Origin of the sequence: Aquimarina pacifica, assembly GCF_000520955.1 — a bacterium.
Classification (GTDB): domain Bacteria; phylum Bacteroidota; class Bacteroidia; order Flavobacteriales; family Flavobacteriaceae; genus Aquimarina; species Aquimarina pacifica.
Map to the genome: position 1 here is coordinate 50513 of NZ_JACC01000014.1, position 22056 is coordinate 72568.

Here is a 22056-nt window from a genome sequence, read left to right on the forward strand (position 1 = left end):
GTTTAACTTAAAAAACCAAGAATTATGAGAAGAAAAAAACTTCCCCAAAACAAGCACAAGGGAATGTTTATTTATTGTAGCCAGTGCTGTAAATATTTTTCTTACACACAAAAAAAGGTAGACGGCAAACCCGTAGAGCCTATATGTGGCGATAGTGGAAAGCGATATTCGACCTGTAAGTCCCCTGAAAAACAAAAATACAAGGTGCGAGTGCATATCCCGTTCAGTGGCAAGACAACCACCAGTAAAACTCTGGAGGCAGACAAATATGAAAATGCAGTGATCGAAGCTATAGAGTTTTCTGCTAACTTCAGTAGTGAGATCAAAGAGATGAATAAAGTTACAACAAATGAAAAACGAAGCATGTATTTGTTTGATGCGCAGTTAGATTACTTAGATTTTTATGCAGATATCGGTGTCCCTGAACATAAAAAAAAGAACATTTCTAAAGATCAGCAGCAAGCAGTAGCAAGAGCGTTAAAACTATTCAATGAGGCTTTGAAGGTAAATAATATTGATAAAGGATTGCTTAGGGTAGATCGTATAAACGATACGCATGTAGGGTATTTTCATAAGTATTTAGGTGATTATGCAGCCAATACCTATAATAGAATGATGTACGCTTTAGGTGGTTTTTATAAGTGGATATTACAAACATACCGCCTCAATAGCATAAATCCTTTTGAGTCTTTTGAGAAAAAAGTTACCGTATATAAAAAAGAAACGATCACTGAAGAAGAATTTGAAGGCTTGCTTAAACAAATTACTCCAGAAAACGGAAAGGCGGAAAAGATCACAAAAAGTAGAATCCAAAAATTAAACTGGTATACCCCGTATCTTAAAGATGCATTTAGGCTGGCTATACACACTGGAGGCAGACGCGAAGAGATTTATGCCTTAAAATGGAATATGATTAAAGAAAGTAATGGGGAACCGATATTTATTGAAATTCCAAACTTAAAAGTCATGCGAAATCCTAAATTTAAAAACAAAGTGGTCCCTCCCAAAATCATACCGATAACCAAAGGTTTCAATGATGTAATTGATCAATTGGGATATCAAGAGTATAAAGGATCGGACGAGTACCTTATTTTCCAAGATAGGAAAAAACCTATTTCGACTTGGATGAAAGAACGATTATCCGGCGGTTTTTCTCATTTCTATAAACAACTCAATACAGGCAAGGAGTTGGACTTTAAATGCCTTAGAAAAACACACCTTACCTATCTGAAAAAAGCGATGAAAGGGGATGCAAGGTTATTGTCTTCACACTCCACAAATGAAGTTTTAGATAAACACTATGTAGATCATAGAATAATAGATAAAGCAATTAAAGAGTTTCAGATTTTCTCTTAAATTCTATTACAATACCGTACTTTGGAACCGTACTTTACAGGTTTTTAAAGTACAATTCAAAAATTGAAATACTTCACAAATTACTCATATTGAGTTATTTAAACTTAATTTTCATGTCTTTAAAAGAAAAAACCCTACAGGCTTCTAAAACCTGACAGGTCTTGGTTAATCAATCAAAAAAGAAAGAGTTATGTTTAAGAACCATATCAAAATAGCATTAAGAAATTTAGTTAAAAATAAAGGTTTTACTTTTATTAATATTATTGGTCTTTCTGTTGCTTTTGGGGTTGCAATCCTTTTGAGCATGACTGCGTTTTTCGAATTGTCGTATGATCAATTTCATGAAAACAAAGGGTCAATTTATCAAATATATACGACTGAGCAAACTACCAAAGAACCTCAGGTAAGTCTTTCTAATCCAGTGCCTTTGGCGCCTAGTCTGCAAGAAGAAATACCCGGGATTGACAAAATATCGAGACAATTAGAAGAAAAAATAATACTTTCTTTTAATGATAAGCAATTCAATTTAGATATCAGCTGGGTGGATCAGGATTTCTTTTCTATTTTTTCATTTCCCATAGTAGAAGGCAACAAAAATCACCCTCTCAAAGAGTTGTCGTCTGTTGTTATTACCCAAGAGACAGCTAAGAATATTTTTGGAGCTCAGGATGCCATAGGTAAAACAGTACTGTTACAAATTAATCAAAAAGAAGAACCTTTTGTGATATCAGCAATTGCTGAAGACAATAAACCCAACAGTAGTATTGAGTTTGACATTGCAGTTAATTTTGTTAGACATAGTAAATATCAACAAAATAAAGACGCTTGGGATACCAAAAACCATCAAGTATATATTCAGTTAGACAAAGAAGTATCTGTTGCAAATTTTGAAAAAAGTACCGCAGCATTTACTAATCTTCACTATAAAGAAGAAATAGACAAACTAAAGCGTGATGGAGTACTACCTGATCAGAATAATCAATACATGCAATTACACCTTTTCCCGTTCGAGGATAATCATTTTTTGAGCTTTCCGGCTGGTAAGGCTAATGTTAGTAAAACCTTACCTTATTTGGTTTTGGGTGTTGCGTTTTTAATACTTCTTATTGCTTGTGTCAATTTTGTAAATATGAACATTGCTAAAAGCAGTACAAGATTAAAAGAAATAGGTATGCGAAAAACGCTAGGCGCTACCAAAAAACATGTGTTTTTTCAGTTTTGGTTCGAGAGTATTTTAATTTTTTTGACCACTATTATCATTGGGGTCGGTATGAGTGTTCTTTTACTAGATCCTTTTAAGACACTTTTTAATACCGAAGCCTCTTTGGGTTCAACAATAACGCCAGTAATAGGTTTTGGTTTTATTTTGGCTTTTTTTATGATAACTCTATTGGCGGGTGGATATCCAGCTTTACTTCTCAGTAAATTAGGAACCCTACAGGTACTTAAAGGGAAACTAAATGGTAAAGGGCGTAATCATGTACGTGATGTTCTTATCATCATACAATTTGCTATTGTTATTTTATTGACCAGTGGTGCTTTTGTTTTATGGGGTCAGTTAGATTATATGCGTAGTAAAGATTTAGGATTTAATAAAGAGCATGTAATTTCTTTTCCGCTTAACGGAAAACGAAATAGCTATGAGGCAATACAACTTATACGAGAAGAATTAGAGCGTCAGCCCAATATTGTTAGTGTCACAGGGTCTGATAATAATTTGGGAATAGGTAAAGACGGAAGTGTGTATCAAAGTATTTTAGGTTTTGATCATAAAGGAAAAGGAGTAAAAACTAATATGCTGGTTGTAGATTATGATTATCCAGAAACTTTGGATATTGAGCTTAAGGCAGGGCGAACTTTTAACAGAAGTTTTCCAAACGATAGTAAATCTATTTTGATCAATGAAGCTATGGCAAAGGAACTCGAAGAAAGTGACCCAATAAATAAGCAAATTATGATGGATGATTCGATTAAGTATACCATTATAGGAGTCATTAAGGATTATAATTTTAGAAAATTAAATAAAAAAATAGATCCTATTACCCTATTTATGGATACCGAGTGGGATTTGTACTACGGATACGTAAAAATCGCTCCCACAAATATTATAGAATCATACGATAATATAAAAAGTATATGGCAAAAAATAGAGCCTCAAGCAGCGTTTTTGGGTTCCTTTCTTGATGAAAATATTGATAGAACCTTCAGGAGTGAAAAGATTATGATTACGATTATCACTAGCGGAGCCATCGTTGCGGTAATCTTAAGTTGCATAGGCTTATTGGCAATTTCTCTCTTGGTAGTCAACCAAAGAACAAAAGAAATTGGTGTGCGTAAGGTGATTGGCGCAAGTGTATCTTCTATTACGATTTTGTTAGCCAAAGATTTTATAAAGCTTGTGCTTATTGCCTTTGCCTGCAGTGTACCTATAGCTTGGTGGTCAACTAGTAATTGGTTAGAAAACTATTCCTATCATATTGATCTAACGCTATGGTTTTTTGTGATATCAGGAATCCTAGCTATTTTGATTGCATTAGCTACAATAAGTGTAGGCACCATTAAGGCAGCAATGCAAAATCCAGTAAAAAGTTTGAGAACAGAATAAAATTAAACAGACCTGTTAGGTCTATAAAAACAAAAAGTTATGTTTAGGAACCATATCAAAATAGCGTTGCGTAACATTACAAAAGATAAAATGTTTACGGCCATCAAAATAGGTGGTTTTGCAATAGGTATTGCTGCATGTTTACTTATAACACTTTTTATAAGAGATGAATTGAGTTACGATACTCATTATAAAAATAAAGATAGAATTTATAGGGTAGTTGTTGAGTTTAATATCGAGGGAGAACGTATAAAAAATGTACATTTTCAGCTGCCGTTTGCTGAGGCGTTGGTATCAGATTTTCCAGAAATTATAAAATCCGGAAAATATAACTCAGGAGCACTTTTTGGAGCAGGAGATAAATCACTAAGACTAGAAGGAGAAACACAAAATAGACTTGAAAAAGGTTTTGTTTTTATGGATTCTGGGTTATTAGAAGTACTAGAGATTCCCTTAATACAAGGAAACCCCAAAAATGCATTAGATGAACCGAATAGTCTCATTATAACTAAAGAAAAGGCCGATCAATATTATCCTAATGGAGATGCGATGGGTAACGTATTGATCTTAGATAATAATACCGAAATGCCCTATCGAATTACAGGTGTTATGGATAATACAGGCCTAAAAACTCACTTTCAGTATGATTTTTTGATGGGTATTTCTGATCAAAATGCTAGTTGGATGAATAGCAATTATATGACCTATGTTTTGGTTGATGAACATACTGATATTGCGCTATTAGAAAAAAAAATGGCATCGGTTATAGAAAAATATATAGTTCCTGCATTGAAGGATGCAGGAAGAGATAGTGATTCCTTTAATACGCTTAGGAAGAGTACATTCGAGTTGCAACCTGTAGCCGATATTTATTTAAAAACCGACAACCAAATACAAGACCGATTATCCCATGGTGATATCCGTTTTGTTTGGCTGTTTGCAGCAATAGCACTGTTTATTTTAGGTTTGGCGGGAATTAACTTTATTAACCTATCAACAGCAAAATCTGCTAATCGAGCTAAAGAAGTAGGGTTAAGAAAAACAGTTGGTGCATTTAGACGTAACCTTATTTCTCAATTTTTAGCAGAGTCTATCATATTCAGTATATTATCATTTGTTTTAGGATTATTTTTTGCGTGGCTATTATTACCATATTTCAATGCTATTGCTGATAAAGCGGTGCTCTTTCCCTTGAATAGTTGGTGGTTTCTACCTCTTATTTTATTTTCAGCATTTTTAATTGGTATTATAGCAGGGATATACCCTGCATTTTACTTATCAGCATTTAAACCAATAAACGTGCTCAAAGGTAGATTGAGCATCGGAAGTAAAAGTGGTAAAATACGAAGTGGGTTGGTGGTTTTTCAATTTTCAATTTCTATTATTTTGATTATTGGTACCTTAATCATTTACAGACAAATGGATTATATCCTTACCAAGGATCTTGGGTATACCAAAGAACAGGTTATGCTTATAGAAGGTGCAAATGCATTGGGTAATAGAACGCAATCTTTTAAGAAACAAATACAGTACATGTCATCTGTGCAACAAGTTTCTGTAAGTGATTATTTGCCTATTGAAGGAAAAAAACGAAACGGTAATTCTTTTAAAAAAGCAGGAGAGGGTTATCAAATTGGAGGAGTTGGATTAGCGAGCCAGATTTGGAGAGTAGATTATGACTACAACAGGACATTAGGAATAAAAATAAAAGAAGGTCGAGATTTTTTTATAGAAAGAGCTTCTGATTCTATTAATTCAATCATCGTGAATGAAATGATGGTAAAGAAACTGGGGCTTAGCGAACCGATTGGCAAAAAGATATCCAATGGTTTTGATTGGACCATCATAGGAGTTGTTGAGGATTTTCATTTTAACTCCTTAAAAATAGGGATTGAGCCACTTGCTTTGGTAATAGGAAATAGCCCTGAGACTATTTCTGTAAAATTAAATTCTTCTGATATTAACAGTTCAATTGAAGCCATTAAGAAGATCTGGGATACAAGTGTACCAAATCAAGCATTTCAATATACCTTTTTGGATCAGGATTTTGCCATGATGCATAAAGATGTAAAGCGTATGGGAATTATTTTCAACAGCTTTGCCCTGTTTGCAATTCTTGTAGCGTGTCTTGGCCTATTTGCACTTTCTGCTTTTATGGTAGAACAACGAAAAAAGGAAATCAGTATCCGCTTAGTTTTGGGAGCTTCGTTTAAAAATATTTATAGACTTTTAACTATAAATTTTCTAAAATTAGTTCTTGTTTCTATTTGTATTGCCGTACCGATTGGCTGGTATATAATGCAACGTTGGTTAGAGGATTTTGCTTATCGTATAGAACTGAGCTGGCAGATATTTGTAATTGCGGGAATTCTGGCATTGGGAACAGCAATATTTACTATTAGTTATCAGTCTATTAGTGTTGCATTTATAAAGCCATTGAAGAATTTGCGAACAGAATAAATTTTTTTATAATACGCCCTAGGTATTGATCCGAAGGGCTGAAAAAAGTAAATATGTTACTACAACTAAAAAATGTATCAAAATGGGTCCAATCTGGTGGACAACGAGTATTTCTTTTAAAGGATATTAACTTTTGGGTAAATGAAGGCGATTTTATTTCGATTATGGGCCCATCGGGATCAGGAAAGTCAACGTTGCTTAATGGCATAGGGATGTTAGATGCTTTTAGCGCCGGAGAATATGCTTTTTTGGATCAACCAGTGCATACCATAAAAGAAAAGCAACGTGCAAAATTATATAAAGAACACATCGGATTTGTGTTTCAATCATATCATTTGATTGATGAACTAACCGTAAAAGAAAACCTTGAGATGCCATTGTTATATAAAAAGTATAAATCATCCCAAATTAAAGCCTTGGTTGCTGATACACTAGATCGTTTTAATATTGTGGGTAAAAAGGATCTTTTTCCCTCACAGTTAAGCGGTGGCCAGCAACAACTAGTTGGTATTGCAAGGGCGTTGATTGCAAGTCCAAAACTAATTCTTGCAGATGAACCTACTGGAAATCTGAATTCAAAACAAGGAGAAGAGATTATGGAAACCTTTACACAACTTAACAAAGTGGGAGTTACCATTATACAAGTAACACACTCAGAAAAAAATATGGCATACGGTTCTCGAGTAATTAATCTTTTAGACGGACATATTGTTTAATTCCTGTAGAACTTATTTCTAGAATAAACGTGTAATTTTGACTATCTATATGTTACGTATGAAAAAAATAACAGTATTGCTTTTCTGCCTTTTGTTATGTGACGCATTTGCTCAAACCAATGATTCGATTTCAAATATGCTTACTAAAGAATTAGAACATATCTATTCTCGAGGTCATATCAATGGGTTTTCTGTTGCAATCGTTAATGAATCAGGAGGTTTGTATACCAAGGGATTTGGGTACGCAAATGTTAATGAGAAAAAGAAGTACACAAAAAATACTATTCAAAATATAGGTTCTATATCAAAAACACTTATTGGGGTAGCATTACTAAAAGCTCAGGAGTTAGGAAAACTACATCTTGATGATCCCATAAATACATTTCTACCGTTTGAAATTAGCAATCCGAATTTTCCTGATAGTGATATTACAATAAGGCATTTGACGACGCATACATCATCAATTACTGATTCTCCTAAGTATTATAAAAATGGGTATGTTTTAAAGGCAAAAGAAAATCCAGGAGTTAAGGTGAATACTAATTTTCGTTCTCCAGATGAAATAATCTCACTTTCAGTTTTTTTTGAACGCATTCTAAGCAAACCAGGAGATTGGTATTGCAAAAAGGATTTCTTAAAAAAGAAACCAGGTACTTTTTTTAAATATTCTAACGTTGCTGCGGGATTAGCAGCATATATTTTGGAACAAGCAACAGGACAATCTTTTTCTACATTTACTAAAACACATATTTTTGATCCTCTAGAGATGTCTAATACAGGATGGTCATTTAGTGAGATTGATTTTTCTAAACATAGTAGACTTTATAGTGAGCCTACGAACGAATTGGCTTTTTATAAATTAGTAAATTATCCAGATGGGGGATTATTGACTTCTTCTGATGATTTACAGAAATATTTGTTTGAGTTGATCAAAGGATATGAAGGAAATGGAGGAATTTTAAAAAAGGAGAGTTTTGAAGAACTTTTTACCCCTCGATTAGAGGAGATCAACTTTGACAAAAGAAGTACAGGAAGTTTTAGTGATGATTATAATATGGGGGTGTTCATGGGGTTTTCTGCCAAAGGATATGTTGGTCATACAGGATCAGATCCAGGGATTGGATCTTTTATGTTTTTTGACCCTAAAACAAAGATTGGGAAGTTATTGATAGTGAATACCGAATTAAAAAAAGAAGGGGTTGCCGAGTTTAAGGATATATGGAAAAAACTTCAAGAGTATGAGCATAAACTTAAACTATAGAGGCAGGTTACTTTTGTGATCGATAAATTCTAAAATAATAGTAAAGAGTTAGGAACTTGTTTCTTGAAGATACTAAATAGTTTTTTTTACTTATTTTAGTGGCATTGTATACAATAGTGTTAATTTATAATTTTACCAACAGCTTATAAATTAAATAACATCTGACCTCATTTTCTAATTGATTTTGAAAATGTAATATCCTTTACAAAGAGGGATATTTAAATGTAATAGAATTTTTTTGTAATCTCTTAAACCTAAAGCAAACCTAAAACCACACCTAATCACGTATAATTCCCTGATTTTTTTTAGAATATCTCCGAAACTGAATTTTTGTTAGTTTAGATCGATATGGGCTATAAAATAATTAGAGGTTGTCTTTACTTTAAGATAATTTCTAGAATTTTTTATGATCAGTTTTTGAATAAGGGTTTAATTTTCAAAGACATTTTTTCGATTTTTCAGGTGCGGTTTACCGCATATAACAGGTAATTTTCTATCAACTATTATATCCGTCTTAATTTAACCATTGGCTCTTATAATATAAGTGTTTCTGAGATAATTATTGGCGGTCCATTTTATACGGGATTTCTTCTCTAAAAAACACTCTTAAAATCGTAATTACTAATCACTAAATTAATTTTTCATGGAAAATACCAACGTATCCAGAAAGAAAAGTGCATTTATAGCACTACAACTACCCTTTTTTTTATTTTTTTCACTCTTTTTTTGCAAAGCACAAGCTCAGGAGTATTATGAAGCCGGTAAATTAAGACTAAAGCTTACCGAAGAAATGGCAACAACCTTTGAGTCCTCACCTTTGCAGAAAACATCATCAGGGGCTATTAAAGTAGGTTCTACAGAGCTCAATACATTACATTCGAAGTATAATGCAACCAAATACAAAAGAGTTTTTCCATATGCAGGGAAATACGAAAAAAAACACCGCAAATACGGTCTTCATCTTTGGTATGAAATAGAGATGGGTACTAATCAAGATGTGATAGAAGCCGTTCAGGGGTATAACAATACTTCAGGAGTTCAACTAGCAGAGCCTATCTACAAAACCGAAAGTTTTGAAAATATTGAAAACCAACCAGAAAACTTAATGAGCTCTTCAAAGGCAAGTTCAAATGACACTTTTTTTAATCTTCAATGGGGAGCAGAAAATACCGGACAGTCTGGAGGTACAGCAGGAGCGGATATTAGCTTGCTAGAAGCTTGGGATATCCAAACAGGGAGTACTGATGTAGTCGTAGCAATACTTGATAGTGGTGTTGATTTTGATCATCAGGATCTGGCGGCTAATATGTGGACTAATACTGATGAAATCCCCGGTAATGGGATTGATGATGATGATAATGGGTATGTCGATGATGTATATGGATATAATTTTGCTGATGACACAGGTGCTATTTTTGTCGGGGATCATGGTACGCATGTAGCTGGTATTGTAGCAGCCGTTTCTAATAATAGTACAGGAATCGCTGGAATAGCCGGGGGTAATGGTTCTGGTGATGGGGTTCGACTTATGTCGTGTGCAGTATACGGCGACGGTTCGGCAAATGGTTTTTCGACAGGTTTTGTATATGCAGCCGATAATGGGGCTATAATTGCTCAGAGTAGCTGGGGGTATGGTTCTGGATTCTACCCTGAATTTGTTAAAGAGGCGATAGCATATTTTATAGCCGAAGCAGGATATGACGAAAATGGTAATGCAATAGGACCAATGCAAGGAGGATTGGCAGTTTTTTCTGCCGGTAATCAAGCAACTTTTTCACCTCAGTATCCAGCTGCAGATCCAGCCGTTATGGCCATTGGTTCTACAGATGATAACGATGACCCATCTGTATTTTCGAATAGAGGGGATTGGGTAGAGGTATCAGCTCCAGGGACTGCTATATTCAGTACATTTCCTGATAATACATATTCATATTGGAGCGGTACTTCTTTTTCTTGTCCTCAAGTTTCTGGTGTTGCTGCCTTGCTTGTTTCAGAATTTGCCGGAAATATAACTCCAGATGAGGTACGATCAAAAATTGTCGATAGTGCCGATCCATTAGAGGTTACTTATTTAGGTAGTGGTCGTCTTAATGCTTTTGCGGCATTGCAAGGAGATATTAATGTTAACACTCCTCCGATCGCGTTATTAACAGCTACTCCCATTTCTGGCGATGCACCACTAGAGGTTAGTTTTGATGCTTCTGGATCTACAGATGCAGATGGTGATACATTGTCATATAGTATTGATTATGGTGATGGCACTTCAGGAAGTAGTGCTGTATCGACACATACGTATGTAGCAGGAGAGTATACCGCTACGGTTACGGTTACCGATGGTAATGGTGGGTCTGATACTGCCTCTGTACTAATTACTGTCGATGAGGTTGATGTTAACACCCCTCCAGTAGCTGATTTAGTAGTGACTCCTATTTCTGGAAATGAACCACTAGAGGTTAGTTTTGATGCTTCTGGATCTACAGATGCAGATGGTGATGCATTATCATATTTTATTGATTATGGTGATGGTACGACAGGAACAGCTGCGATTTCAACACATACTTATTTGGCAGGGAATTATACAGTCACGCTTATGGTTACCGATGGTAATGGTGGATCTGATTCGGTTATGGTTTCGATTTCAGTAGAAGGAGATACCAATACCCTTCCAGTTGCTGATTTAGTAGTGACTCCTATTTCTGGTGATGCACCGCTAGAGGTTAGTTTTGATGCTTCTGGATCTACAGATGCAGATGGTGATGCATTGTCATATAGTATTGATTATGGTGATGGTACGACAGGAACAGAAGCTATCTCAACACATACTTATTTGGCAGGAGAGTATACAGTCACACTTATGGTTACCGATGGTAAAGGTGGATCTGATATTGCCTCCCAGGTTATCACAGTATCATCAGTTGGGGATAATGATTGTACATTTAACACACCGATAGAAACTGGTTTGTCTAGCACAGGATATATGCCTTATAAAAATATTCATGTTCTAGGAACTGGTGGACCTGATCTTAGTAATGTAACCGATTTTACAATAAATTGGGATCTTGCAAATAATGGTTTATACCAATTTTCTATGCTAACAAACAATGGTAGGCCAAGCTGGTGGAATAATTTATTATCTAAAGTAACACATACTTTTGGATCCGCACAACCAGCAGTTACAATTTCAGGATCTGGATTTACGGGCTTAGATGGTAGCTATTATGCTGCAAAAGATGGAGATAATTTTGTTTTAGTATCGATTGATGCAGATTTTACAATTTATTTTTCTAATAATTCTGTTCCTCCTAGTTGTGATAATTCTAAATCTCAAGAATTGGCAAAAGCTAGTCTCGAAGTAAAGCCTTTTTCTTTGCCCAATCCAGTAAAAAGTAAACTTACTTTGTTTAATTTAGGAGAAGTAAGTCAAATAACGATTACTGATATGCTAGGAAAAACGATTCTCACTGAAGAAAATCCTTTAGAAACCCAAGCCATTAATTTAGAGGGGTATAAATCAGGATTGTATGTAATTAGTTATTATAGAACTAATAAGGGTACCGTACGATCTACATTTATTAAAGAATAGATAGTATAAGATAATTTACCCTGTTTTGTGAAAAAGTAAAAACCTAATACGCAAAATGGGGTAAATTAAATTGCTTCAATAGTGTTTTTTTTGGCAGATAAGAATTATTGACGATTTTTTAGATTGTGACTTCCAATAAGTAGATAAATACTAATTAACTTTCCATTTTCTTGCTAATTTTTATGCAATATGCAGTTGTCGATTGAAAGCAAGGATAAAGGTATAAATAACGAACATTGATGTTTATTATTCAGAAATAGTAGAGTATATATACCTTAATTTACAATTCATTTTCCGAAGCAGCGGTAAACTCTCTTATGGCGGCATTGGGTTCTATAATAGAATATCCTTTCCAGAATTCGGGGTTATATCTCGACAAATATTCGGGTTCTATAGTTGTGTTCTCTTTTTGATTGGTATAGTCATTTTCTGGTAAGGACCTCGAATCAAAGATCACAACTTCATATGTACTGGTGCTATGTATTGCTGCATCAATATCCAGAGATAGTTCATTCTGTTTACGCTTTCCTTTAACATGTTTGTTTTTTTCGATCACCTTAAGAGGTCGGTCAATTCCAAAAGTATTTCCGATGTTATTTTTTAGATACTTTAATACATAAGAATTGTCTGAACCTTTTGTAAAAATCATCTTTCCCGAATATAGGTGTTCTTTATAAGTAAGCCCCAAAAGTTTAAAGTTTCTTAGTGGTTTTATATTCTTATAATCCATACGCATGATTGCAAAATCTTGTGTGTTTATATATAGGGTTCCCTCGAAGTCCTCTTTGTTTTTTGGTTTGAAAGTAATAATGTAAACACTTTGATCATCAATCTCTGTATAATCGACAAATTCAAAAAGGTATCTGCCGGATTTTCGAATCATGTTTAATTTGGACTTATCGTTAAAAAATAGGTTTTTAAAAAGCCAATTCAATGTCATTCGTCTATATTTTGAAAATTGGCTTTTTATATCTTTTTTTTGAGAAGCTAATTCGTCTTTGGCGGCAGACATTTCCTCATTATTTTCAAGTATAGAATCTACCTGTATCTTGGTGCCAAATATTCCTGACTTAATTTTTAAATAAGAATCGGGTTTCACATTTTCTGTAAATATTTTTTCTAAACGATCAGAAAGTGCATCCATAGAGCCCAAATTATTTTTGTCATATAATTCTGCTGCTTTGGTAATATAAATTTTGTTTTTTTCCTGATTTCCGTAATAATCACATAGGGTCTCAATGTAATATTCTGATTTTTTTGGGATTAAACGGGTGACACTATCTACGAATTTCTTGTTTAATTCTTTTATGGTCGATTTCTTAAAATCAACATTGAGTTTTTTTATAGATGTAAAGTCAGATTGTCTAAAAAACAAATTTTTTTGAGTCATATTAGACGTATAATTTTTATCAAGTTGCTCCTTGACTTTTTCTATAATTTCTGAAGCGGTCAAGTTCTCATCCGAAACAAAAACACTGGTAAGCTCTACCGTTTTCGGTTCGATAAAGATGATACTATCAATTCCTTTTTCAATAGAGAGTGCAATTTTTTGGTACCCCATAGATGAGATATAGATAGAATCATTACCATTTGATATTTTGTTTAGGTGAATACTAAACCTTCCTTCTTCATTAGCTATGACACCCTGATTTTGAGAAACCTGAATAGTTGAATAGGGTATAGGAGTATTGGTGTTTTTATCTACTACTATAGAGGTAACCGTCTGACCATAAACTGGCGCAATCAGTAAGTAGAATACAAAAAGAATACAAAAGCCGTGAATATATTTCATTAGTTAACTATTTAGAGAATCACTGTCTATACCCTATAGACTTTATTTTGTCTAAAGTGTTACCGAAGAATTCTTTGAAATAGTCTGAACGCTATTTTTTTAAATAAAATAGGTAGTGTTACTAACAGAAAAAACCGTCTTTGTAGACAGTCTTTTCTTTCTTTTTAGGGCAGTAAATTTATAGTATCTATGTTTAATAAAATTCTCGAGTTGTAATCAAAACATTTTATCTTTAACAATAGATAAGAGTTGTATTTTCTTCCTTAACTTTTGTCATTAGGATTTTTTATATGTCCTATTTAATGATAATAATTAAAACCTTAACGAGCATGATTTTCTTCCCAAAAGATAGTATAATCCCAGCACGTATAAGTTTCATATACGTACCCACCCATAATTTCTTCGGGATTCTTAATTTTTGAGATTTGTAACTTTTCTAAGTTCAACTTTTTACAAGCGTTTCCTTTTTTCTTCATGTTTTCCTTTTTGTTTTTCCAATACGGTTAAAAATAGTAAAATACGTAACCTAGAGATTTTTGATTTTTAAATTCTCAGTTTTATATCAACATATCACCTTTTTTGGTAGAAATTAGGTAAGTATATTTCTTCTAATTAGGTGATATAAAGCTAACAGGTTAACGCAAAATTTCAGTCCAATATATGGTAACGTTGTTATCAGATATAGGTGGTTTTTTTCCGCCAATAATTTCTTCAGGATTTGTAATTTTCGAGATTTGTAATTTTTCTAAGTTCAATTTTTTACCTGTGTTTCCTTTTTGATTTTTTTTCATTTCCCTTACTTGAAATATTATTTTAATTAATTTGGCCAAAAAATAGTAGTAGCGTCATCATCTTTTTTCCCGCCCATAATTACTTTGGGGTTTTTAATTTTTGAGATTTGAAACTTTTCTAAGTTCAATTTTTTGGTGGTGTCTACTTTTCTGTTTTTTTTCATTTTCCTGACTTTATGTTTATTAGTTCCATAAAAATAAGGAAAAGGGTTTTTTTCAAAGAATATAAATGGATAATATACTACGTTTTCAGGAATTCGTATTTATAAGTTACTGAAATACAAGTTTTAGCAATTATTCTTTTAGTACAGTTCACTTATAAGAAAGATGGGAAAAAAACTCCTTTTGTCTTTATTCGAAGTTTTGTAGAAAGCTTGTAGAATATTAAAACCTGATTCTAGATCAACAATTTTAACCACACAAACTTTTGTAATAAAAAAATAGAGACCTCAATTTTAATTTTCAGATCTCTATAGTTTTAATTATGTATTTCTTGAGGCTATAGTTGTTTAAACTATTCAGTAGCCGTTGCTGGTGGTTTAGTAGCTGTATTTGTATGAGTATCTGCCATCATTTTACCGCCCATAATTTTTCTAGGACTCTCAATTTTTGAGATTTGAAACTTTTCTAAATTCAATTTTTTACCAGTACTTACTTTTTGAAGTTTTTTCATTGTATCTAAAGATTTAATTTATACTGTCATAAAAGTAGAAAAAAGAAAGGCACAATAACTATTAGTAATCAATAGGGTCGTACGCTTTCAGGAATACGTTGTTATAAAAATCTGAAAAACAATTAATTATATCTTATTTTATCTTTTTTAATTCATTTATAAAGAAGGAAGGATGTACGCCTGTTTTTTTATAGAAAGATTTAGAATAGGCTTGTGGAGTATTAAAACCCGATTCTTGCGCGATAATTTTGATTTTATAATTTTTGAATTTAGAGTCAGATTTTAAGCGTTCGATCGAATCATTTATACGAAGGTCATTAACATAATTACTGAATGTTTTCTTTTTATACGTATTTATAATTTTTGACAAATATTTCGAATTGGTTTTAAACTCTTTTGCTAGCGTACTGACAGAAACTTTTCCATCTAGAAATTTTCTCTCTTCTTCAAATTTGTCTAATGATTCTAGGATAAACTCAATTACTTCTGTTGGTACATCTATGTCATCCTTAGATTGTAGCGGAATTGTTGAAGTCTCTGGGGTATTATTATTTTTCTCAATTATTTTGTTAAATCTTGTTTTATAGATGTTTTTCATTCTTAGATTCCAGCCAAAAAGGAGCACTATAACTAATAAGAAAAAACCTGCTAACCACAAATAAAGATCCTTAACTTCATTTTTATCTTGAAGTGTATTTATGAGATTTTCTTTTTGAGCTAAAAGCTCAGGAGTTTCGTATTTGGTATTAATTTCTTTTTGGAAGTGTTTGAAGTTAGCAGCTATAATACTATCAAATGAGATTAACTTGTTGATTTGTTCTAACTGTTTGCTTGTGTTCCCTGTTTTTTTATAATAATCGACTAACATGGTAAATATAGGGCGCTGATCGGGGAATAAATGCCCTTTAATTAAGGCTAGAGAATCGATTTTTTGTAAATAAGGTAAGGCATCATTAAATTTTCCGGCTTCATAATTTGCTTGCCCCAAAAACATGTCAGCCACAATAAAATTAATTGGTTTTATACTATCCTTGGCATACAAGTTTTTATATTTTTGAATACTGTCGATTGCTTTATCATATTCATTTTGTGAGAAACATGTAACACCAGTTGACAACAAGAAATGACTATAATTGGTAGTGTCTTTATGTTTTAGAGATAAAGATATTCCTTTGTTATTTATGTAATACGCAGAATCATATTTTTTGTTACGATTGTAAAAACCTCCGACAGCAAACAATACCCTTAGGTATTCTTTTCGATTTGCAAGATTTTCGTTTTCTAAAAGTTTTTTTTCACGAAAATTCATTACCGAGCGTAATATTTTAAGTCCTTCTTTTTCTTCCCCAATATCTCCTTTTAATACCCCGATATAATATTTTACCGCAAATTCTTGGTCTACGTTTTTCCTTTTTTTGGCATAAGAATTAGCTTTTAACAGTTCTTTCATGGCACTATCATAAGCTCCCTGGGCCCCATAAACGCTTGCCTTGCTAAGATGTGCTCTGGCAGGATAGTCAAAATCATTAAGTGCACTGGTTAACTTAATTATGGTATCAAAATGTTTTAACGCAGTAGTATTATCCAATTTTGCCAAAAAGTAATGGATGTCTGCTTGTTTTGTTGCATTTCTATTTTTTTTAGCCTTCTGAAGTAATTTGATAGCTACTACTTTATACTGCTCTGGTTTGCTTCTTAAACTAGCAAAAACTGCTTTTAGTTCATCAAATGACTTAGTATACGTTTTATTAATATCTACTTCTTCCTGAGCATGAACTTCTACATAACTATTTATCGTAAAAACAAAACAACAGACTAATTTTAGAAGTAACAGACGTAGTTTGGGCATAGTAATGAATGACATATAATTATTGCAAATAAACACTAAAATAATAATGGATTACAAGTTTAATGATAGAATACGGTTAAAAACGTATTAAATAAATTAATTAGGTATTTGAGAGTATATAATTATTTTTCTTAAGTTTTTGTATCGTAAACAAATTATAATCAAAGTTTTAAGTACAGTATTTTGTTAATATTTAGATCGAAAAAACAAATACGTTTTCAGGGAATACGTTCTACGAATTCGGGAATACAAAGATCTACTGTTTGTATTGCCCTTTCTTGAAGAATAGATTTGTTATTTCAAAAAGTAACTCAAGATAAGTTTAATTAAATATACAGTCAAAAACAAAGTGATAAAAAAATACATAAATTATTCTATGGATATATTGCTTTAGACCCTGACAGAAATACTACTGAATATGAGTTTAGAAAAAATATTGGAAGGTAATACCAAAGAGTTAGAAGGACTAGATGCGTTCAGATCTGAGTTTTTTAATAATTTATTTCAAGAAATAAGAACTCCTTTGTCTCTTGTAAATAGGCAAATTTCTGAATTAGAAGAACTGGCAGATGTAAGTCCTTCTATATCGGTTATTCAAACACGATTAAGAAAACAAATCAATTCAATTACAGAAATGGTTGATCGGGTTATGGAGTTGGATATGATAGAAGCTTCGTCCTTCAATCCACAATTAAAATCAGAAATAAGTAATTTTGCTACAGTACTATTAAAACAGAAGACTTCATTAACTAATACGAATCATAGTATTAAAAATAAAACGGCACAGAATTCTTACAACAAGCAAGATGGTGTTATTGCAATCAAATACCACGATGATTTTATAATTAGACTCAAACAGTATGTGTATGAAAAATCACAGGATACGGCGCTAAATCAAGATATTATTGCAGAGGCATTTAATCTTTCTAAAAGTTCCTTTTATAGAAAGGTAAAAAGAAGAACAGGCTTAAGTCCCAATAATTTTATCAAAGAAATTAGACTTCAAAAGGCTAGAGAAATTTTAGAAAAAAAGCCAGAAATCTTATTAAAACAAATTGCTCTGGAAGTAGGTTTTAGTCATTACGCTTATTTTTCTAAAATTTATACCAAGCGATTTGGTAGTAAGCCAACTAATAAAAATGGCACTCATAAATATAGTGCATAGCAAGAAACGTGCACATGTACAGTACAATATATGGATATATGTAAATTTAAAGAGGTATTCTACTTGCAAAGGATGTGTTGTTGAGAATAGCTATAAAAGTAACCTGAGGATACTTTAAAAAATTAAATGAGCTCACTATACTTAGTGAGCTCATTTAGTTTTTTAGAATTTCTATATTAAAACTAAAGAAGCAATATTAATTACTCTTCTTCAATAGGCTTTAGATTATCATTAGAATTTCGATCGATTAATTTATTATATGGATCGACACCTGCCTTAAGAGGTTTTTTATCCGTAATTATTGTGAATGTGTTTTCACCTGGTTTCAGCCATTTTCGTTGTAAATAATATGGGTTTTTAAGAGGGACTTCCTGATCATCCACAATATCCTCACCAAAAAGGCCGATTTCTATATAATTACTTTTGTTATCAGTGCGCTCTTCCTTACCGGTATCGTCGTAATATATTTTTTTAGAATCTACGGTAAATGTAGTTTCGAATGTACCGTTTTTGAGCGCCTTGGTTTTTCCTGATAGCACTCTGTTTTCGTACAGTACAATTTTTTTGAATCCATCCTCTACTGCGTATTTTAGAGAATCGGGAGCTACTCGGTAGATTACGTCATATAGATTTTCTGATGTGGGGTATACTCCTTTCTCAAAGTTTTTGTATTCATATAAAAAACTTTTTAGAGCACTGTTAATGCTATCTTCTCCTATTAAGTCTTGTAGTTCATACATAACCATAGAACCTTTTCTATACCAGATATGCTGACCAGTTTCAACATTGATAAGAGACCTTTCGGGTTTAAAACTCAGTGCACGCTTTCTCAAATAGGCATCTAAAGAATATTTTAAGAAGTTCTTGATACCATTCTCTCCATATTGAGCTTTCATGGTCATTAATGAGGAATATTCTGCGAGGGTTTCTGCAATAATATTGGCTCCCGTTGTTTTACTCGGAGAAACGATATGTCCCCACCATTGGTGCGCTACTTCATGAGCGGTAACTCTAAATGCGTAATTAAAGTCTTCTGCTTTATCAAAATTTGCGACAAATCCAAAATCTTCAGAATAAGGTATAGTAGTAACAAAAGATTGGGCAAAAGTAGCATGCGCAGGAAATTCTACAATTCGTATTACAGAATTAGGATACTCATAAAAATTACGAGAACAGTAATCCAGAGCAACCTTTGTTCCTTCTATAAAATGTGATAGGTTGCGTTTGTGTTTTGGTGAATGATATAACTCGATAGCCACTTTTTTTCCTGTAGGAGAGGTCCAAGTTGATTTTTCTACATCATAGGTTGCCGATACCACATTAAAAAAAAGATCTGTTTGAGATTCTAATTTATAATTGTAATAGGCCCGGTTATTTTTGTTCCATTGTTTAATTAATTTTCCTGGTGCCAGCGCAATTTGATCTTCAGAAGTACTTACTACGGCTTCAAAATTGATATAATTGGCATCTTCATTAAAAAGATTTTTCTTTAATGCCACAGAATCTGTTCTTGATGCAAGAATGTAATCTAATTTTTCTAAACCATATTTTGTTCGAACGCCATTATCAAATATCGCACGATCATAATGAAACCTTGGGAATATTGTACTATCGAAAAATGATCCATTATATAATACCTGCGTCTCTTTGGTATTAGCAAAACCTTTGGTCTCTGCAATAACCTCTAAGGTAAGATTAGCAGTCTCTTGGGGCTCTAATCCTTTGGGTAATTTATAAAAATACACGCGATACACCGAATCAGATACTACAGGAGTAAGTGAAGTACCATTATAAATGACATTTGCTAATTTGGTTTCGGCTGTTGGGTATTGTATTTCTAGATACAATGTGTCAATTACGGTGTCGTGCGGGTTTACAATTTTGAAATCCCCTTTTGCAGTAACACTTCTGTTTTTAGGAAACACATCAATATATGCTTTAAGATCAGTTACTACTGGATGTGGCTTACCAATATATTTACGATATTTTTTTTCTGCGTCTGCGGCTACTTTTTCGGTAAAATTACCATCCTCTATCGTATTGAGTATTTTAAGGTTGTAATAACTATATCCTGTAACGCCCAAAAAAGCGACCAATATGGTAACCAATGCAATACTGGTTTTGGTATTGAATCGTTGCTTAGCTAAAGAAAGTCGCTCATTGATACCGCTAAAAAATCCACGGATCCAAAAGACTTTTCCTAGAATCATTAATATAGCGGTCATGAGTACCCAATATAAATTTAGCAAAATGATTCCTGTTAAGTAATGCCCAAAACCATTAAGGTCACTAATAAAAAACGGAGTTGTATTTCCGAAGATTAACATAGGGTTACTGCTTTTGAAAGCAAAAGTAACGAGCAGAGGTAATCCTATGTAGAGTAATATTGCAATAAAATGACCTAAAAACTTATTGTTACACAGCACATGCACAAAGAAAGCTAACAAAATAGTCATAATGTATGACGGAAATATAATCACAAAATTATAGACCAGATACATGTCTAATTCGAATAGAAAATAACCATTAAATATTTGAAACAAAATACCAATAACAATATTTGCCAGGATAAGAACTATTGAAACAGCAAGTAAGGATATGATTTTTGAGAAATATAAACTTGAATTATTGATTGGCAATGCATCATAAAAAGTAAAAGTTTTGTTTTTGCGTGTACGATGTACCGCTTCACCAGAATATATGATCAGAATTATTGTAGAAAGCAAAGTAATTCCTCCAGAAATGTATTTTACCATATAACGAGTGATCGGCAGGTTAGGAGTACCATACGTTTTATTTGCCATAAAAACAGTAATTAGTGATATGATAATTCCTATTAGTAAAAGGATATTAAAAACAGGGTCTTTTACGATAGATAAAAATTCAATTTTACTTAATGACCATAAATTCTGACGTTCTGTTTTTTTAGAAAATACCTGTTGTATAGAGGTGATCAACGATGGCTTATAAATATCAGAACTCATTTTTCCTCCTTTTTTCTTCGAAAGCAAAAACTTTTTGTAGTTAAATCTAAAAAGTGTGATCAGAAAAAAGAAAACCCCAACAGTCAACCACAGCATTCTGTTGAGTAGAAATTTACCATAAATAGGTAGCTGGTTCGCATTTAATTCATTAATAGACCAATATTTTTTTACGAATGTAAAAGCTCGACTGCCAAAGGGATCTAAATAAATGCTCAACCATTGGTTCTCAAAATCCCCCAATAAGCTTCCGGCAATACTGTTTAATAAAAACAAGGTAATTCCTCCTAGATATATAATGGACATTTTTTTAAAAAAAGCCATCAAACAAAAGAATAAAGAACCTATTAAAAACGCATTGATCTGTAGTATAAATATGAACGGCAGGAGATAGGACGTGATATTAAAATCATCATAGGTCCCATAATCAGGACGATCTAGAAAATCTCCAATTCCGAAACCAATAATGGCCCCGAGTACGATAAAAAGATTTAATAAAGAAGTAATCGTAAAACTACCCAAAAAACGACCTAAAACATATGATTTTTGTTTGATCGGAAAGGTAAAGTATGTTTGAGCAGTTTTATGATCCTGATCCCGAAAAATAGGAACCCCCATTATGGCTGCATAAAAGAAAATTGAAATGACAGATATACCCGTGATAACGGTAACAATTGTACTAGGGCTATTGACAAATTGAGCCGTTCCGGATTTCTGAAAAACCGAAAATAAAATAGCAATTGTCAACCCTAGGGCCATATAGATCCAAGTGACAGGTCTTTTGAGACGATACTGTAGTTCGAATAAAAATATTTCTTTCATAG

14 protein-coding genes are annotated in these 22056 nt (G+C 32.9%); 7 read left to right on the plus strand and 7 right to left on the minus strand.

Annotated features, from left to right (window positions below):
• Nucleotides 1–24: 24 nt before the first annotated feature.
• From DZ60_RS0110060 to DZ60_RS0110085, 6 genes are all read left to right on the plus strand, one after another.
• On the plus strand, nt 25–1356 hold the full coding sequence (locus DZ60_RS0110060; protein WP_025741950.1) for a site-specific integrase: 1332 nt from the start codon (nt 25–27) through the stop codon (nt 1354–1356).
• Between the two features lie 190 nt (nt 1357–1546).
• Nucleotides 1547–3961, plus strand: coding sequence for an ABC transporter permease (locus DZ60_RS0110065; RefSeq protein ID WP_025741951.1), 2415 nt, complete (start codon nt 1547–1549; stop codon nt 3959–3961).
• A gap of 39 nt (nt 3962–4000) precedes the next feature.
• Entirely contained in the window at nt 4001–6421 is a 2421-nt protein-coding gene (locus DZ60_RS0110070) for an ABC transporter permease (protein WP_025741952.1), read from the plus strand.
• Nucleotides 6422–6474: 53 nt separating this feature from the next.
• Entirely contained in the window at nt 6475–7137 is a 663-nt protein-coding gene (locus DZ60_RS0110075; protein WP_025741953.1) for an ABC transporter ATP-binding protein, read from the plus strand.
• A 58-nt stretch (nt 7138–7195) separates the two neighbouring features.
• The gene (locus DZ60_RS0110080; RefSeq protein WP_241448738.1) at nt 7196–8398 is read left to right on the plus strand and encodes a serine hydrolase domain-containing protein; all 1203 of its coding nucleotides are present in this window, start codon (nt 7196–7198) and stop codon (nt 8396–8398) included.
• A gap of 643 nt (nt 8399–9041) precedes the next feature.
• Complete coding sequence (locus tag DZ60_RS0110085) at nt 9042–11981, plus strand: PKD domain-containing protein (RefSeq protein ID WP_025741955.1); 2940 nt, start codon at nt 9042–9044, stop codon at nt 11979–11981.
• 280 nt (nt 11982–12261) lie between these two features.
• Here the strand turns inward: DZ60_RS0110085 and DZ60_RS0110090 are convergent, their stop codons facing one another.
• From DZ60_RS0110090 to DZ60_RS0110115, 6 genes are all read right to left on the minus strand, one after another.
• Nucleotides 12262–13773, minus strand: a complete 1512-nt coding sequence (locus tag DZ60_RS0110090) for a carboxypeptidase-like regulatory domain-containing protein (protein ID WP_025741956.1) — start codon at nt 13771–13773, stop codon at nt 12262–12264.
• 320 nt (nt 13774–14093) lie between these two features.
• Nucleotides 14094–14249 (minus strand): hypothetical protein, encoded by a 156-nt coding sequence (locus tag DZ60_RS25130; protein WP_161634386.1) that lies wholly within the window; start codon nt 14247–14249, stop codon nt 14094–14096.
• Between the two features lie 159 nt (nt 14250–14408).
• Nucleotides 14409–14564, minus strand: a complete 156-nt coding sequence (locus tag DZ60_RS25135) for a hypothetical protein (protein WP_161634387.1) — start codon at nt 14562–14564, stop codon at nt 14409–14411.
• A 26-nt stretch (nt 14565–14590) separates the two neighbouring features.
• A complete protein-coding gene (locus tag DZ60_RS25140; protein WP_161634388.1) occupies nt 14591–14728 on the minus strand; it encodes a hypothetical protein in 138 nt (45 codons plus the stop codon).
• Between the two features lie 350 nt (nt 14729–15078).
• Nucleotides 15079–15237: a hypothetical protein gene (locus tag DZ60_RS25145; RefSeq protein WP_161634389.1), complete on the minus strand. Its 159-nt coding sequence runs from the start codon at nt 15235–15237 to the stop codon at nt 15079–15081.
• 133 nt (nt 15238–15370) lie between these two features.
• Complete coding sequence (locus tag DZ60_RS0110115) at nt 15371–17101, minus strand: helix-turn-helix domain-containing protein (RefSeq protein ID WP_081740458.1); 1731 nt, start codon at nt 17099–17101, stop codon at nt 15371–15373.
• 403 nt (nt 17102–17504) lie between these two features.
• Here DZ60_RS0110115 and DZ60_RS0110120 point away from each other — a divergent pair, with 403 nt between their 5' ends.
• The gene (locus DZ60_RS0110120; protein WP_025741958.1) at nt 17505–18251 is read left to right on the plus strand and encodes a helix-turn-helix domain-containing protein; all 747 of its coding nucleotides are present in this window, start codon (nt 17505–17507) and stop codon (nt 18249–18251) included.
• 200 nt (nt 18252–18451) lie between these two features.
• Here DZ60_RS0110120 and DZ60_RS0110125 read toward each other — a convergent pair whose 3' ends face one another.
• Nucleotides 18452–22054 carry an ABC transporter permease/M1 family aminopeptidase gene (locus DZ60_RS0110125; RefSeq protein ID WP_025741959.1) on the minus strand — a complete coding sequence of 1201 codons (3603 nt, stop codon included), beginning with the start codon at nt 22052–22054 and terminating at the stop codon, nt 18452–18454.
• Between the last annotated feature and the right edge of the window lie 2 nt (nt 22055–22056).

Excerpts from the sequence above, each read along its gene's own strand:
- DZ60_RS0110060 (WP_025741950.1), top strand. The coding sequence starts at position 25 with ATGAGAAGAAAAAAACTTCCCCAAAACAAGCACAAGGGAATGTTTATT.
- DZ60_RS0110065 (WP_025741951.1), top strand. The coding sequence starts at position 1,547 with ATGTTTAAGAACCATATCAAAATAGCATTAAGAAATTTAGTTAAAAAT.
- DZ60_RS0110070 (WP_025741952.1), top strand. The coding sequence starts at position 4,001 with ATGTTTAGGAACCATATCAAAATAGCGTTGCGTAACATTACAAAAGAT.
- DZ60_RS0110075 (WP_025741953.1), top strand. The coding sequence starts at position 6,475 with ATGTTACTACAACTAAAAAATGTATCAAAATGGGTCCAATCTGGTGGA.
- DZ60_RS0110080 (WP_241448738.1), top strand. The coding sequence starts at position 7,196 with ATGAAAAAAATAACAGTATTGCTTTTCTGCCTTTTGTTATGTGACGCA.
- DZ60_RS0110085 (WP_025741955.1), top strand. The coding sequence starts at position 9,042 with ATGGAAAATACCAACGTATCCAGAAAGAAAAGTGCATTTATAGCACTA.
- DZ60_RS0110090 (WP_025741956.1), bottom strand. The coding sequence starts at position 13,773 with ATGAAATATATTCACGGCTTTTGTATTCTTTTTGTATTCTACTTACTG.
- DZ60_RS25130 (WP_161634386.1), bottom strand. The coding sequence starts at position 14,249 with ATGAAGAAAAAAGGAAACGCTTGTAAAAAGTTGAACTTAGAAAAGTTA.
- DZ60_RS25135 (WP_161634387.1), bottom strand. The coding sequence starts at position 14,564 with ATGAAAAAAAATCAAAAAGGAAACACAGGTAAAAAATTGAACTTAGAA.
- DZ60_RS25140 (WP_161634388.1), bottom strand. The coding sequence starts at position 14,728 with ATGAAAAAAAACAGAAAAGTAGACACCACCAAAAAATTGAACTTAGAA.
- DZ60_RS25145 (WP_161634389.1), bottom strand. The coding sequence starts at position 15,237 with ATGAAAAAACTTCAAAAAGTAAGTACTGGTAAAAAATTGAATTTAGAA.
- DZ60_RS0110115 (WP_081740458.1), bottom strand. The coding sequence starts at position 17,101 with ATGTCATTCATTACTATGCCCAAACTACGTCTGTTACTTCTAAAATTA.
- DZ60_RS0110120 (WP_025741958.1), top strand. The coding sequence starts at position 17,505 with ATGAGTTTAGAAAAAATATTGGAAGGTAATACCAAAGAGTTAGAAGGA.
- DZ60_RS0110125 (WP_025741959.1), bottom strand. The coding sequence starts at position 22,054 with ATGAAAGAAATATTTTTATTCGAACTACAGTATCGTCTCAAAAGACCT.